Genomic DNA, 12,650 nt, shown 5'->3' with positions numbered 1-12,650 from the left:
GTAAAAATCGGGGGACTTTTTTTATACCCGCTCTCCACCATGAAACATATTCCAATCGCTTTAATATATTCCAGGTTACTGATTGGTTTTATAATAATTCTATTAAGCTTTTTCCACGTCAATCATTATTCTTTTCTTGCAATCACATTATTATCGATCGGTTTATTAACAGATGTATTTGATGGAATAATAGCCAGAAAACTCAATATCTCCTCCGAAAAATTACGACGTTTAGACTCCAGTATTGATCAGGTATTTTTTATCTCGGTTGCGGTTGCTACTTATATCCAATGTCCTGATTTTTTCAAAGTCAACTTGGTAAAACTGATTGTCCTTGGTTCTTTCGAAGTTTCAACCTATGCATTAAGTTATATCAAATTCAGAAAAGAAATCGCTACCCATTCTATCGGCGCTAAAATCTGGACGTTGACTATATTTGCCACTTTGGTCGAAATTATAGTGCATTGCGAATCGGTTGTATTATTTGAAATTTGCTTTTGGCTCGGATTGGCAACCCGAATAGAAATACTTGCCATCGTTTTCACGCTAAAAAAATGGACCAACGATGTACCTACCATCTATCATGCAGTAAAGCTAAGGCAGGGAAAAGAAATTAAACGTAACAAGCTGTTTAATGGATAATTTGCTGCGACATAAAAACTAAAAAAAAGATTATAATCACTAAATTATATATAAAAAAGGGATTGTAATCACTAAATTATATATAAAAAAGAGATTACAATTAAATTTCTCATTATATTTGTTATTGAATACGATATAATGAAATGATAATTAGAAGTCTGCAAACGCACATAGAATCAAAATTTTTCAAGCAAAAAGCAATTATAGTTACCGGCGCAAGGCAGGTAGGTAAAACCACTATGTTAAAGCAATTGGTACAAAAAACAGAACTTCCCTTTGTTTTTCTTAATTGTGATGAAGCCAATGTTCGCACCGCATTAACAGACATTAGCATTGAGCGACTAAAATCAATCGTCGGTTCAAATAAATTCATTTTTATCGACGAAGCCCAACGGGTTGCGAATATCGGTTTAACATTAAAATTAATCGTAGATAATTTTACCAATGTGCAACTTTTGGTTACAGGCTCTTCATCATTAGATCTGGCTGTTGGTATAAAAGAATCGCTAACGGGAAGAAAATTTGAATATCATCTTTTTCCTTTTTCGGTAGCAGAGCTTGTTGATGATACCAATATCCTTACCGAAGAACAGGCATTGGAAAAAAGATTGATCTATGGCTCTTATCCCGATGCGATTAATTATCCAGGAGAAGAAAAAGAACTCTTAATGAATTTGGCCAATAGTTATCTTTTTAAAGATATTTTATCACTTACAGGCATCAGAAAGCCTTTGCAGCTCGAAAAATTAGTGCAGGCCTTAGCCTTGCAAATTGGTAATGAGGTTTCGTATACCGAGCTTGGCCAGATGATTGAAGCCGATAAACTAACCGTTGAGCGTTATATCGATTTATTAGAGCAATGTTTTGTTGTATTTAGGCTGGGGGCATACAGTAGTAACCTACGGAATGAAATAAAAAAGAGCAAAAAAATATATTTCTATGATACTGGGATCCGCAATGCAGTGATCGAAAACTTTAGTATGCTTGCGCTGAGGCAGGATGCTGGTCAGCTTTTTGAAAATTATATCGTTTCGGAATACATAAAAGCAAGTAATAACAAAAGAAAACATGCTAAATATCATTTCTGGCGAAGCTTTCAACAGCAGGAAATTGATTTAATAGAAGAAATTGATGGAAAAATAAATGCCATAGAGATAAAATGGAACGAGAATAAAAAAGTGAGGTTTCCATCAACGTTTTTAGATGCATATCCCACAAACGATACAAACGTTATAAACAAATCTAACTATACTAATTTTCTGATATAAAATAATCTTTGCCTTACATGAAATTTTTCAAAATATTAACCTTATTTCTTTTCTCAGGCATAGCTGCAATTGCTCAAAATCGAATTCAGAACCTCGAAAAAGCCTTCGATAATTTATTAAATGATGAGCAGGCAAAACATGCCATTGCTTCACTTTGCGTTTTAGATGCCAATACAGGTAAAACACTTTATGCCAAAAATGAGCAGATCGGCCTGGCTACGGCTTCAACCTTAAAAACCATAACTGCAGCCACGGCTTTCAGTATTTTAGGGAAGGATTTTCAATTCCAAACCACATTGGCCTATACTGGAACAATTACTACAGATGGAATATTAAAAGGAAACCTGATCATTATTGGCAGTGGCGATCCAACTTTGGGCTCCTGGCGATATCAGAACAAAGAGAATGCTGTTTTAACACAATGGGTTACTGCAGTAAAATCTGCAGGAATCAAAAAAATTGAAGGCACAATAATTGGCGACGATCGCATTTTTGGCACACAAACAACGCCTGAGGGTTGGGTTTGGCAGGATATTGGCAATTATTATGGTGCCGGGACTTCTGGCTTAGCCTGGCGCGAAAATCAATTTGATATTCATTTGAAACCTGGAAGTAGTACAGCAGATGAAGTTAAGGTAGTAAAAACAGTTCCGGCAACGCCTTATGTACAGATCATAAATGAACTAAAAACCGGAAGTCCGGGTTCTGGCGATAGAAGTTACGCTTTTCTTCCACCTTACAGTAATATTGCTTACCTCCGCGGAAGCTGGGGAATAGGCATTGCCAAAACAGGCATTTCTGTAGCCCTCCCCGACCCTGCTTTTGATTGCGCTTACCGTTTACAGGATACTTTAAAAAGATTGGGTATTTCGACTGGTCAGCAAGCCACAACGGCAAGGTTAATGACCTTGAACAATCAGGTCATTCCTTCGCTTACACAGAAAATAAGCACCATCAGTTCGCCTAATTTAAGCGAGATGGCCTACTGGTTTTTAAAGAAAAGCATCAATTTATATGGCGAGTCATTTTTAAAAACCATTGCGATAAAATCAGGCAAAGCAGGTACAACAAGTAAAGGAGCGGAAACCGAAATCAATTTCTGGGCCGATAAAGGCATTGATAAAACGGCATTAAACATTATTGATGGTAGCGGACTTTCTCCGGGAGATAGAATAACAACTTCGGCAATGGCGGATATACTTTTCCAGATCCAGAAAGAAAACTGGTTCGCAGATTATTATAAGGCCTTACCCGAGTACAATGGTATGAAAATTAAAAGTGGAACAATAAATGATGTTTCGGCATTTGCAGGCTATCATACTGATGCTGCAGGTAATAAATATGTAATCGTTATTAACATCAATAACTATAGTGGAAGCGGGATTAACAAAAAGCTGTTCAGGGTATTAGATGAACTGAAGTAATAGAAAAACTTCGATTAAAATATATCATTTGGCCACATATACATCCGCGCAGTCACCTTGATCCAATAGCTATCGGATCAGCACGGCGATGGTAGTAGGTAAATCTTTTCATCAAATACCGATACAATTATTATTCAAATAATTTCTCCTAAATACCATCCAAGCCACAATAAAATTCAACGGAATAAGGATTAATCCGAAGCCAAACATGATAAATACATAAAAAAGGAAAAACAGACTAAAAACCCATATCAAAAATCCTTTAACCTGTATTGCATTTAACAAAAGTAAGCTTCTAAATAACAGAATCGCAGAAAAGGTAAATGCGATTAACCCAAACGATGTTAAAATACCAAAGTTGGTAAATATCCAACAGATTTCGGGCAGTAATAAAACGAGATAGTTTAAACAAAAACTAAAAAATACTTTTTCTTTAGTAAAAGGAAAATTTGGCAAGAAAGACAAGTATCTATTATTAAAAACCTTCTCCTGATAAATGAGCACCACATGTGCCACAATAATACAGGAGGTAACAAGCATCAATAATCTTGAATCATCTTTAAGATCAGCAAAAACTACCAACACACTCGAAATCAGCACCCACGAAAGCAGTTTGGTGAGCGCATAAGCCAATTTCGCCTGATTGAAAACCTGAAAACTATATAACAAAAAAACAGGTTTGCTCCATTTTCTGCTAACCCTGAGTAACCAATTTGGCTTGTTAGCTTCTATTAAACGGTTACTTTCTTTAAGGTATATATAAGCGCCTGCTAAAACCAGAAGCAATTGAAAAAATAAAATCCCGATAGAAATAAGATAATATCCAAATACAATTCCAATGCTTATGACGTATAGCGTATAACACAATACAGGGATAAATATGCAGGTCTGCACTACACACCAGGCCATAAACTGCTGTTTTTTGGTTGACGACGTGAAACTATAATACAGAAACTCTTGCTGGGGCAAAACAAGTTGACTTAAGACGTATTTTAAGCTTTTGTAAGCATACAATGTGCTACCTATAAGATAGAAAGTCATCATTAGTGGATTACTCACCAAACTAATGGTAAAGAAAAACTGCCAGAAATCAATCTGGTCGGGCCAAACCGTGCCCAGGGTATTGATAAACAAACAGTAACTGATCAACATCACAAAGATGAATACCAACATAGCTGCATGGGTACGGTAAAAACCATCAACAAATATTTTCTTTAAGGCGGTATTTGAAAGCAACGACATTAAAAATTCAGTATTATTTTTTTATCTTGAATATTGATCTGTTGAAGTCCGGGCAATTTTAACTCATCTAATGGCTGATGTGAGGAAAGTAAAAAACTGATTTTTTCATTTTGGCACTTTTCATTAATCCAGCGGTATAATATCTCCAAAGATTCTACATCGATCGTATTTAAAGGCTCGTCTAATAAGATCAATTTAGGTTGCCCTAAAAAAGCCAAAACCAACGACAACTTTTTTAACATGCCACTAGAATATGAACCCAATGGATTATGAATGTAAGGCTCCATACCCATTTCAGCAATTAAGATCTTTGCTTGATCAGAAACAGCCCCCTTGGCTTTAGCGAAAAGATCAACCATTTCAAATCCGGTCAAAAATTCGGGGTACAGTGGTTCGGCCTCGGCAAAATTTACAAGCTTTCGATAGGAAACACCATGATCTTTTAAATAAATAGTACTTATCGCGATATCACCTTCGAAAGACAATATTCCTGCAATTGCTTTCAAGAGGGTACTTTTCCCCGAACCGTTACTTCCTTTTATCCAGAAAATGCCTTCGGGAATTTTAATATTATCTATCTTTAAAACAAGATGATTGAAATAAGATTTTTCAAATTGATTGAAGTGTAACATAAAAGCATTTTGTTTCTGACTTTAGTTTTAATGAAAAGTTACAAAGCACAATCATCTTGATAAAATCATACACAATGCAATTAATTTTACGCCCTTACCAACCAAGTGATGTTGAAAGTTTGGTTAAACATGCCAACAATTTCAATATTTCGAAATATTTAACCAATAAATTCCCTTTTCCTTATGAGAAAAAAGATGGCGAGGCTTTTATTCAACTCGCACTGAGTCATGATCCCTTACAAATCAAGGCCATTGTGTTAAACGATGAAGTAATTGGATCGATTGGTGTGCATCAACTGGCCGATATTTACAGCAAAAGTGCAGAAATAGGCTATTGGATTGCTGAGGATTTTTGGGGCAAAGGCATTGTTCCGCTTGCCATAAAAGAAATGCTTAAATATGGTTTCGAAACATTTGATATTGAAAGAATTTTCGCACGGACTACACATACGAACCTGGCCTCGCAGCAGGTTTTAAAGAAATCGGGCTTTATTTTCGAGGCAGCGCTAAAAGATACTATTTTTAAAAATGGCGAATATTTTGATGAATTCATTTTTGGATTTAGGAAACACCAGCTAGGCAGAGAACAGCATTAAAACATTTTGTTAAACTCGAAGCTTATTGCGTAAATTCGTGTAAACCAAAAACAACAAAGCAATGAAAATATCGATCAAATCAGTAATGCTGTTTGTTGCACTTTTAGGTGCAGCAGATTTCGCAAATGCCCAGGGAGCCAAGTTTCCACAACCGAGTAGCGGGCAAACCATTATCCAGGATTTTGGATTAGGCAAAATAACTTTAACCTACTCTCGTCCGAATGTTAAAGGCCGCAAAATTTTTGGCGGCATGGAGCCAATGGGCGTAGTTTGGCGTAACGGGGCAAATGCGGCCACACGTATTAAATTTACCGATGCCGTTAAAATTGAAGGCAAAGATCTGCCTGCTGGTGAATATGGCCTGTTCAGCATTCCAGGCAAAAATGAGTGGACGGTTATTTTCAGCAAAACGCCCGATCAATGGGGTGCCTACGCATATAAGGAAAGTGATGATGTGCTTCGTGTAAAAGTAAAAACAACAGCTTTAAAAGATAAAGTAGAAACCCTTAGCATGCAGTTTTCGGCTGTTAGCGAAACTTCGGCGCAGTTAAATATGATGTGGGAGAATAGTGCTTATGCCATCAATATTACAACTTCTATCGATGAAAAAGTAATGGCAAATATTGCTGAAGCGATGAAGGGCGAAAAAAAACCTTACTTTAATTCGGCATTGTATTATTATCAAAATGGAAAAGATTTAAAAACAGCTTTAGAATGGATGACGGAAGCAGAAAAATCAGATCCTAAAGCACCCTGGTTTAAATTATGGAAAGGCCGTATCCAATTGAAAATGGGCGATAAAGCGGGAGCATCAGCTACTGCGCAGCAAGGTATAGACGCTGCAAAGGCACAAAAGATTGATGAATATGTACGCCTCAATTCTGAACTTTTGGCCGAAGCTAAAAAATAAAGAGATTAAAATATTTTATAAAACCGTTGGAGTTGATTCAACGGTTTTTTTATGAGGCTATAAATAACATTGTCATGCTGAGGCACGAAGCATCTGTTCCATAGCTTGCAGATGCTTCGTACCTCAGCATGACAGAATACCAATATTAACTTAAAATTAACCACTGATTAACTTGAACAACTATCATAACATTAACCCTTAAAACACTTTATTTATTTAAAAATAATACTAACTTTGATGTTGCGCTTAGTAATTGTATTTTATACACTAAGCAGGTTAAAAAATCAATAAAAAATCAAATAAAAATGAGCATAATCGTTAATGTCCATGCCAGACAAATTCTCGATTCGAGAGGCAATCCAACAGTAGAAGTAGAAGTTGTAACAGAAGCAGGTGCTTTTGGCCGTGCAGCTGTACCAAGCGGTGCATCTACTGGACAATATGAGGCTGTTGAATTACGTGATGGGGATAAATCTACATATTTAGGTAAAGGTGTTTTAAAAGCTGTAGAAAATGTAAATACTAAAATTGCTGATGCATTAAGAGGTATTGATGTTTTTGAGCAAAATACAATTGATAAAATCATGTTAGACCTGGATGGTACCGAAAACAAAGGTAACTTAGGTGCTAACGCAATTTTAGGTGTTTCTTTGGCTGCTGCTAAAGCTGCTGCTGATGAAATCGGTCAACCATTATACCGTTACATTGGTGGTGTTAATGCAAACACTTTACCAATTCCGATGATGAACATCATTAACGGTGGTTCTCACTCTGATGCACCTATCGCTTTTCAGGAATTTATGATTATGCCAGTTGGCGCACCTTCTTTCTCTGAAGCTTTACGTTGGGGAACTGAAGTTTTCCATAGCTTGAAAAAAATTCTTCACGATAGAGGTTTATCTACTGCAGTAGGTGACGAAGGTGGTTTTGCACCAACTTTTGACGGTACTGAAGATGCAATTGAAACTGTATTAAAAGCAATTGAAACTGCTGGTTACAAACCAGGTTCTCAAATCTGTTTAGCTTTAGACTGTGCATCATCTGAGTTCTACAAAGATGGCAAATACGACTATACTAAATTTGAAGGCGCCACTGGGGTAATTCGTTCAAGCGAAGAGCAGGCACAATATTTAGCTGATCTTTCTGCAAAATATCCAATTATCTCTATTGAAGATGGTATGGATGAAAACGATTGGACTGGCTGGAAAAGCTTAACCGATAAAATTGGTGACCATGTTCAATTGGTTGGTGATGATTTATTTGTAACTAACGTAACCCGTTTACAACGTGGTATTGATGAGGCTACTGCTAACTCAATCCTAGTAAAAGTAAACCAGATCGGTTCCTTAACTGAAACCATCAATGCGGTAACTTTAGCACAAAACAATGGCTATACTTCGGTAATGAGTCACCGTTCTGGCGAAACTGAAGATGTTACGATAGCTGATTTAGCTGTTGCATTAAACTGCGGACAGATTAAAACTGGTTCTGCATCACGTTCAGACAGGATTGCTAAATACAATCAATTATTACGTATTGAAGAAGAATTAGGTGAAAACGCTCGTTTCATTGGTTCAAAATTCAAATACGCTAAGAAATAATTTATAGTATTGGGTTTAAACCCAATGCTATAATGTTAACAAGTTGAAAAACTTATTTGCGAAACATCCGGAGATTTTAAATCTTCGGATGTTTTTATTTTAATACTATATTTGTTTGTTGGATTCGGGTTTTCTCAAATCTCACATCTAAAATCTCATATCAATATATGAAACGTTTAATAGATCTTTTCCGAAATAAATATTTCCTTGCTACTGTCGCTTTTGCGATGTGGATGCTATTTTTCGACAAAAACGATATGATGTCGCAATACGAGTACCGCAGTCAGGCCAATAAACTGCAGGAAGAAAAAGAATATTTCGAGAAAGAAACCGCCCAGGTTAAAAAAGATTTAAACGAACTGAATACCAATCTGAATACGGCTGAAAAATTTGCCCGCGAAAAATACTTCATGAAAAAAGATAATGAAGATGTTTTTGTGATTATCCAGGAAGAGAAGAAGGATTAGTTTTCAGTTGGCAGTGCTCAGTTAACAGGTTGAGGTTAGCAATTTCAACAATAGAACAATCCATTTCCAGTTAACCGATTAACCAATTCAAACAGTTAACCTATCTAATGCTTCACATCCTCTACATTATTGCCATAACCGCCGAAGCCATGACTGCTGCACTTTCTGCGGGCAGACGTGATATGGATTGGGTTGGTGTTTGCATTATTGCCTGGGTTACAGCATTAGGCGGCGGAACAGTTAGAAATGTATTATTTGGCCATTACCCAATGAGCTGGGTAGAACATCCAGAATATTTGGTAATTACTGCAGTAGCAGCCTTACTCGCTGCATTTATTGCCTCGATTATGACTAAACTCAAAAAACTTTTCCTTTATCTTGATGCTTTAGGTTTGGTGGTTTTCACGATTATTGGCTGTCAGGTTGCACAGGAAATCCATTTACCTTATTTAATTGTACTTTTTAGCGGAATGATTACTGGTTGTGCTGGCGGGGTACTTCGTGATGTACTCTGCAACGAAGTTCCATTTCTTTTTAGAAAAGAGATTTATGCCAGCGCAGCGATAGTCACCGGCGCGGTTTATATCGGCATAGAGCATTTTCATGGAAGCGAGATGCTGGCTACTATTTTAGCAGCCGTAGTTGGATTAGCCCTAAGATTACTTTCTATCCGCTTCGAATGGCACATGCCTAAGTTCGTTTATCGTGATGAATGGCATTGATTCAGTTGGAAGTTTTCAACTTAGAGCTTTTTTCCGTGGTGTCAGGTGTTACCACCTGACACTTTCAAATTATTTGAACACCATTCATTATTCTCCAATTTAAGGATTATTTATCAGTCAGATGGTAACATCTGACTACACATCTATCAACGGATACAATCAATCAAAAATATTTCTATAATCAATTATTTTAACAACATTATCCCGAGTACCTAAGTAAAAAGCAGCACTGCTGTATCTATAATTTTCGGGATACTCACTCAAATTCCAATGAGATTGCAACGGGTTCTGATGAATATATTCCAATTTAATTTCCAGAAGTTCCTTACTACCTATCCAGACATCATCAAATCTATCTTCCCAAACTTTAAATGCTTGTTTATCACTTTCAATCCTTATCAAATTTAGCATTGAATTCTTGCTAGATTCCAGGTATTTTCGAATCTCAAAAGCGCAAAATTTTTTCAAATCACGCATACTATCCGATAATTTATTTTCATCGTTGAAATAGAATAAGACATGAAAGTGATTAGGCATGATTACATAACCAAGAATTGAAATCTTATATTTTAAAGCAATGAAATTTAAACTATTGACAATTATTAATTTACATGAGTCACTTTCGAGAAGTTTTAAATGTTTATAACAACTGGTAGTCACGAAAAAACATTTTTTCTCCAGAAATAAACTTCTGTTTCTTAATCCCATATAATCTTTTTCGTGGTGTCAGGTGTTACCACCTGACATTTTCAAATTAATTGAATACTGTGGTTTACTCAATTTCAAAACAATCTAATCAGTCAGATGGTAACATCTGACTGCACTCCAAACTTAAAGTTCTCCGTTCCTTTTTCTTAAAAACCACTCTACTCCCAGCAAAATCAAAATTAAGCCGAATAGCCATTTCATACTGATCAGTTCGTCGTATTTACGGTCTTCATAGCTGATGGTTTTAATATTCTCATTTTTAGCTATCTCATCAGCTATTTTGAGTAGGTTTTCTGGCATAAACAATTTACCATTGCTTTGTTTGGATATCGTATTTAACAGCTGATGATTGGCTGTTGTTTGCTGAAATTCTGCAATCAACGCATTTACATAGAAACTACCTGTAGCCGTGAATTTCTTTCCACCCAGTTCGGTATTGGCGAGATAAGAATAATTCCCTGCAGGCATGGTTCCTGCATCTAGCTGATAAGCATTTTCGGTTTTAGAAAAAATATAATTAAACACCTTGCCCGCTTCGTTTTTAACCTGAAGATTAACTTCCGACTCATTTACAGGCTGATAGCTATCGTTATAAAGGGTACCGTTAAACTGGATGGTTTCATTTTCATCATAAGCAGACTTTGAAGTAAACACCTTAAACCTTCTCTTATCATCTTTAACAGATAGGTATTGAACCGTTTTTGAAATCAGATCATTTAAAACCAATTGATTGCTTTCATTTTCAGCTTCTGAAAGTTTCCATCTCCAAAGCCCCTCTCCCATCAAATAACCTATCTTTAAGCCATTTTCATTGGCAAAGAACAACAATGGCTGTTGTGTGCTTACTTTGCCGATACGCTGATTAAAAACGGGTATTGCGCCTGCATTTACGGTTAACCTTCCGAACGGACTTAACAAAGGATCGAAAGATGAAAACTGCTTCTTGTCATCTTCCGTAAGATTGAAGCTTGTAAATCCATTGGCAAAATCGGCATACACTTCCTGAATGGAACCATTTGCAGAACCTAAGTTGACCTGATTTTGCATTTGATTAAAAGCATTTATATTGCTCTGTGCGCCCAAAATGTACCAGATCGGTTTCTTTAATCCAGTTAATTTCTTTAAAAACGTTGACGAAATGTTTTGCACATCGGGCAATTGATACAATACGATCAGATCGAATTTAGACGGATCTGTTGTATTTAAATCATCAGCAAGTGCAAGTTTAGCCTCGTAGTGTTTATTGAGCGAAATAGCTTCTTTTAACACGCCCAAATCAGGGTGTGGTGCCACCGCAGCAAGTAATACTTTCTGCCTACCATCAATAACTTCGACATAAAAAGTTTGGATATTATTCCGGGTAGTAATTTCATTTTTCAATGCCCCGAGCTGAACGGTATATTTCTGAACACCAATTTTACCCGCATGGATCTTAACCGGGATCGTTTTAACAAAGGAACTTCCATTAATCGAAATATTTTGCTGTTCTACCTTAACACCATTTTGGTTAACCGTTAAAGAAGTACTTTCGCCATCACTTTGAAAAGCCTGAACCTGAACTTCGATCGTAAAATCGTCATCCAGGTATACAATGTTATTGTAATTTACGTTCGAAATTAAAACATCGCGCTTTGGGATACTATCACCCAGGCCAATAGTATAAACCGGGGCATTAATCTGATTTACGCTGTACAGCGGATTTCCACCGTGATTAAAAATACCATCGGTGGCTAAAATAACGGCGCCAACATTTCTATTGGTATATTCATCTCTAACTTTCTGAAAAAAAGCCGAGGCATCTGTTAATTTTCCCTGATTTTTAAAATCGAAACCATCTGCAACCTGATCGCCAAAGTGAAGCGTTTTTACCTCGTACTTGTCTGATAGTTTATCCTGTAAAGCTTTAAGGTTATTTTCGTATAATTTTTGGTCGAAACCAACTGCCTTAACCTGACTTACGGAAAGAGAATTATCTTGTCCGATAATGATTACGGGTTTATCTAAGGTATAATTTAATGTTTTGATGAGCGGTGCAAATATTAACCACGCAATGGTAGTCACTACGATAATCCGCAAGGCAGTTAAGCCATACTGAAGCTTTTTATCCAAATTTTTGTTGCCGCGATACAGCAACCAGGCATACAACGCGCCTAACGCCAAGCAACCGAGAAAAAACAAAATAGATGTACCCGAAAAAAAACTGTTCATACTTTTATAAAGATGGTAATTTTGGGGAAATTTTCAAGATTATTGTCTATAAAAGAATTTATGCGAGGGCTAAAATACAACTTCATTTAACCACCGAGTTCACTGAGTTTTACACTGAGGAATACAGATTACCTAAACTGTCTTTAAGCACCCAACTCTGTGTACTTCGTGCCTTTCCTCGGTGACCTTTGTGGTAAAAAAAAGAGAACGCTATGCGCTCTGTGGTTAAA

Annotated in this window: 12 protein-coding genes; 8 read left to right on the top strand and 4 right to left on the bottom strand. The window is 36.5% G+C overall.

Going from position 1 to position 12,650, the window contains the following annotated elements; genetic code table 11:
• Window positions 1–39: 39 nt before the first annotated feature.
• The 3 genes from AC1DNH_RS16100 (at window position 40) to dacB (ending at window position 3,334) form a co-directional block, all read left to right on the top strand.
• Window positions 40–642, top strand: a complete 603-nt coding sequence (locus AC1DNH_RS16100) for a CDP-alcohol phosphatidyltransferase family protein (protein WP_477580766.1) — start codon at window positions 40–42, stop codon at window positions 640–642.
• A 143-nt stretch (window positions 643–785) separates the two neighbouring features.
• Entirely contained in the window at window positions 786–1,910 is a 1,125-nt protein-coding gene (locus AC1DNH_RS16095) for an ATP-binding protein (protein ID WP_477607700.1), read from the top strand.
• A 17-nt stretch (window positions 1,911–1,927) separates the two neighbouring features.
• Window positions 1,928–3,334: a D-alanyl-D-alanine carboxypeptidase/D-alanyl-D-alanine endopeptidase gene (gene dacB / locus AC1DNH_RS16090; RefSeq protein ID WP_477580762.1), complete on the top strand. Its 1,407-nt coding sequence runs from the start codon at window positions 1,928–1,930 to the stop codon at window positions 3,332–3,334.
• Between the two features lie 111 nt (window positions 3,335–3,445).
• Here the strand turns inward: dacB and AC1DNH_RS16085 are convergent, their stop codons facing one another.
• Together AC1DNH_RS16085 and AC1DNH_RS16080 are read right to left on the bottom strand one after the other, a co-directional pair.
• Window positions 3,446–4,576: a hypothetical protein gene (locus AC1DNH_RS16085; RefSeq protein ID WP_477580760.1), complete on the bottom strand. Its 1,131-nt coding sequence runs from the start codon at window positions 4,574–4,576 to the stop codon at window positions 3,446–3,448.
• The gene (locus AC1DNH_RS16080; RefSeq protein ID WP_477580758.1) at window positions 4,576–5,208 is read right to left on the bottom strand and encodes an ABC transporter ATP-binding protein; all 633 of its coding nucleotides are present in this window, start codon (window positions 5,206–5,208) and stop codon (window positions 4,576–4,578) included. Before AC1DNH_RS16080 ends, AC1DNH_RS16085 begins: the two co-directional genes overlap by 1 nt.
• 74 nt (window positions 5,209–5,282) lie before the next feature.
• On the opposite strand from AC1DNH_RS16080, the gene AC1DNH_RS16075 reads away from it, so the two are divergent.
• From AC1DNH_RS16075 to AC1DNH_RS16055, 5 genes are all read left to right on the top strand, one after another.
• A complete protein-coding gene (locus AC1DNH_RS16075; RefSeq protein WP_477610063.1) occupies window positions 5,283–5,804 on the top strand; it encodes a GNAT family N-acetyltransferase in 522 nt (173 codons plus the stop codon).
• A 61-nt stretch (window positions 5,805–5,865) separates the two neighbouring features.
• Window positions 5,866–6,714, top strand: coding sequence for a DUF2911 domain-containing protein (locus tag AC1DNH_RS16070; RefSeq protein WP_477580754.1), 849 nt, complete (start codon window positions 5,866–5,868; stop codon window positions 6,712–6,714).
• A gap of 305 nt (window positions 6,715–7,019) precedes the next feature.
• Window positions 7,020–8,315, top strand: coding sequence for a phosphopyruvate hydratase (gene eno, locus AC1DNH_RS16065; protein WP_029278432.1), 1,296 nt, complete (start codon window positions 7,020–7,022; stop codon window positions 8,313–8,315).
• A 167-nt stretch (window positions 8,316–8,482) separates the two neighbouring features.
• Window positions 8,483–8,782: an FtsB family cell division protein gene (locus tag AC1DNH_RS16060; protein ID WP_025145767.1), complete on the top strand. Its 300-nt coding sequence runs from the start codon at window positions 8,483–8,485 to the stop codon at window positions 8,780–8,782.
• Between the two features lie 107 nt (window positions 8,783–8,889).
• A complete protein-coding gene (locus AC1DNH_RS16055; RefSeq protein WP_215131366.1) occupies window positions 8,890–9,504 on the top strand; it encodes a trimeric intracellular cation channel family protein in 615 nt (204 codons plus the stop codon).
• Between the two features lie 159 nt (window positions 9,505–9,663).
• On the opposite strand, the gene AC1DNH_RS16050 is transcribed toward AC1DNH_RS16055, so the two are convergent.
• Together AC1DNH_RS16050 and AC1DNH_RS16045 are read right to left on the bottom strand one after the other, a co-directional pair.
• Window positions 9,664–10,212, bottom strand: coding sequence for an REP-associated tyrosine transposase (locus AC1DNH_RS16050; RefSeq protein WP_477625514.1), 549 nt, complete (start codon window positions 10,210–10,212; stop codon window positions 9,664–9,666).
• A 123-nt stretch (window positions 10,213–10,335) separates the two neighbouring features.
• Window positions 10,336–12,420, bottom strand: coding sequence for a hypothetical protein (locus AC1DNH_RS16045; RefSeq protein WP_477625513.1), 2,085 nt, complete (start codon window positions 12,418–12,420; stop codon window positions 10,336–10,338).
• Window positions 12,421–12,650 lie beyond the last annotated feature (230 nt).

The sequence above is a fragment of the Pedobacter sp. 01N310 genome, assembly GCF_056399805.1.
Note: the sequence above shows the minus strand (reverse complement) of the source record. Positions and strands in the feature narration are given on the sequence as shown.

What these genes read in the sequence shown, in the direction of transcription:
- AC1DNH_RS16100 (WP_477580766.1), top strand. Translation starts at nt 40, where the DNA reads ATGAAACATATTCCAATCGCTTTAATATATTCCAGGTTACTGATTGGT.
- AC1DNH_RS16095 (WP_477607700.1), top strand. Translation starts at nt 786, where the DNA reads ATGATAATTAGAAGTCTGCAAACGCACATAGAATCAAAATTTTTCAAG.
- dacB (WP_477580762.1), top strand. Translation starts at nt 1,928, where the DNA reads ATGAAATTTTTCAAAATATTAACCTTATTTCTTTTCTCAGGCATAGCT.
- AC1DNH_RS16085 (WP_477580760.1), bottom strand. Translation starts at nt 4,576, where the DNA reads ATGTCGTTGCTTTCAAATACCGCCTTAAAGAAAATATTTGTTGATGGT.
- AC1DNH_RS16080 (WP_477580758.1), bottom strand. Translation starts at nt 5,208, where the DNA reads ATGTTACACTTCAATCAATTTGAAAAATCTTATTTCAATCATCTTGTT.
- AC1DNH_RS16075 (WP_477610063.1), top strand. Translation starts at nt 5,283, where the DNA reads ATGCAATTAATTTTACGCCCTTACCAACCAAGTGATGTTGAAAGTTTG.
- AC1DNH_RS16070 (WP_477580754.1), top strand. Translation starts at nt 5,866, where the DNA reads ATGAAAATATCGATCAAATCAGTAATGCTGTTTGTTGCACTTTTAGGT.
- eno (WP_029278432.1), top strand. Translation starts at nt 7,020, where the DNA reads ATGAGCATAATCGTTAATGTCCATGCCAGACAAATTCTCGATTCGAGA.
- AC1DNH_RS16060 (WP_025145767.1), top strand. Translation starts at nt 8,483, where the DNA reads ATGAAACGTTTAATAGATCTTTTCCGAAATAAATATTTCCTTGCTACT.
- AC1DNH_RS16055 (WP_215131366.1), top strand. Translation starts at nt 8,890, where the DNA reads ATGCTTCACATCCTCTACATTATTGCCATAACCGCCGAAGCCATGACT.
- AC1DNH_RS16050 (WP_477625514.1), bottom strand. Translation starts at nt 10,212, where the DNA reads ATGGGATTAAGAAACAGAAGTTTATTTCTGGAGAAAAAATGTTTTTTC.
- AC1DNH_RS16045 (WP_477625513.1), bottom strand. Translation starts at nt 12,420, where the DNA reads ATGAACAGTTTTTTTTCGGGTACATCTATTTTGTTTTTTCTCGGTTGC.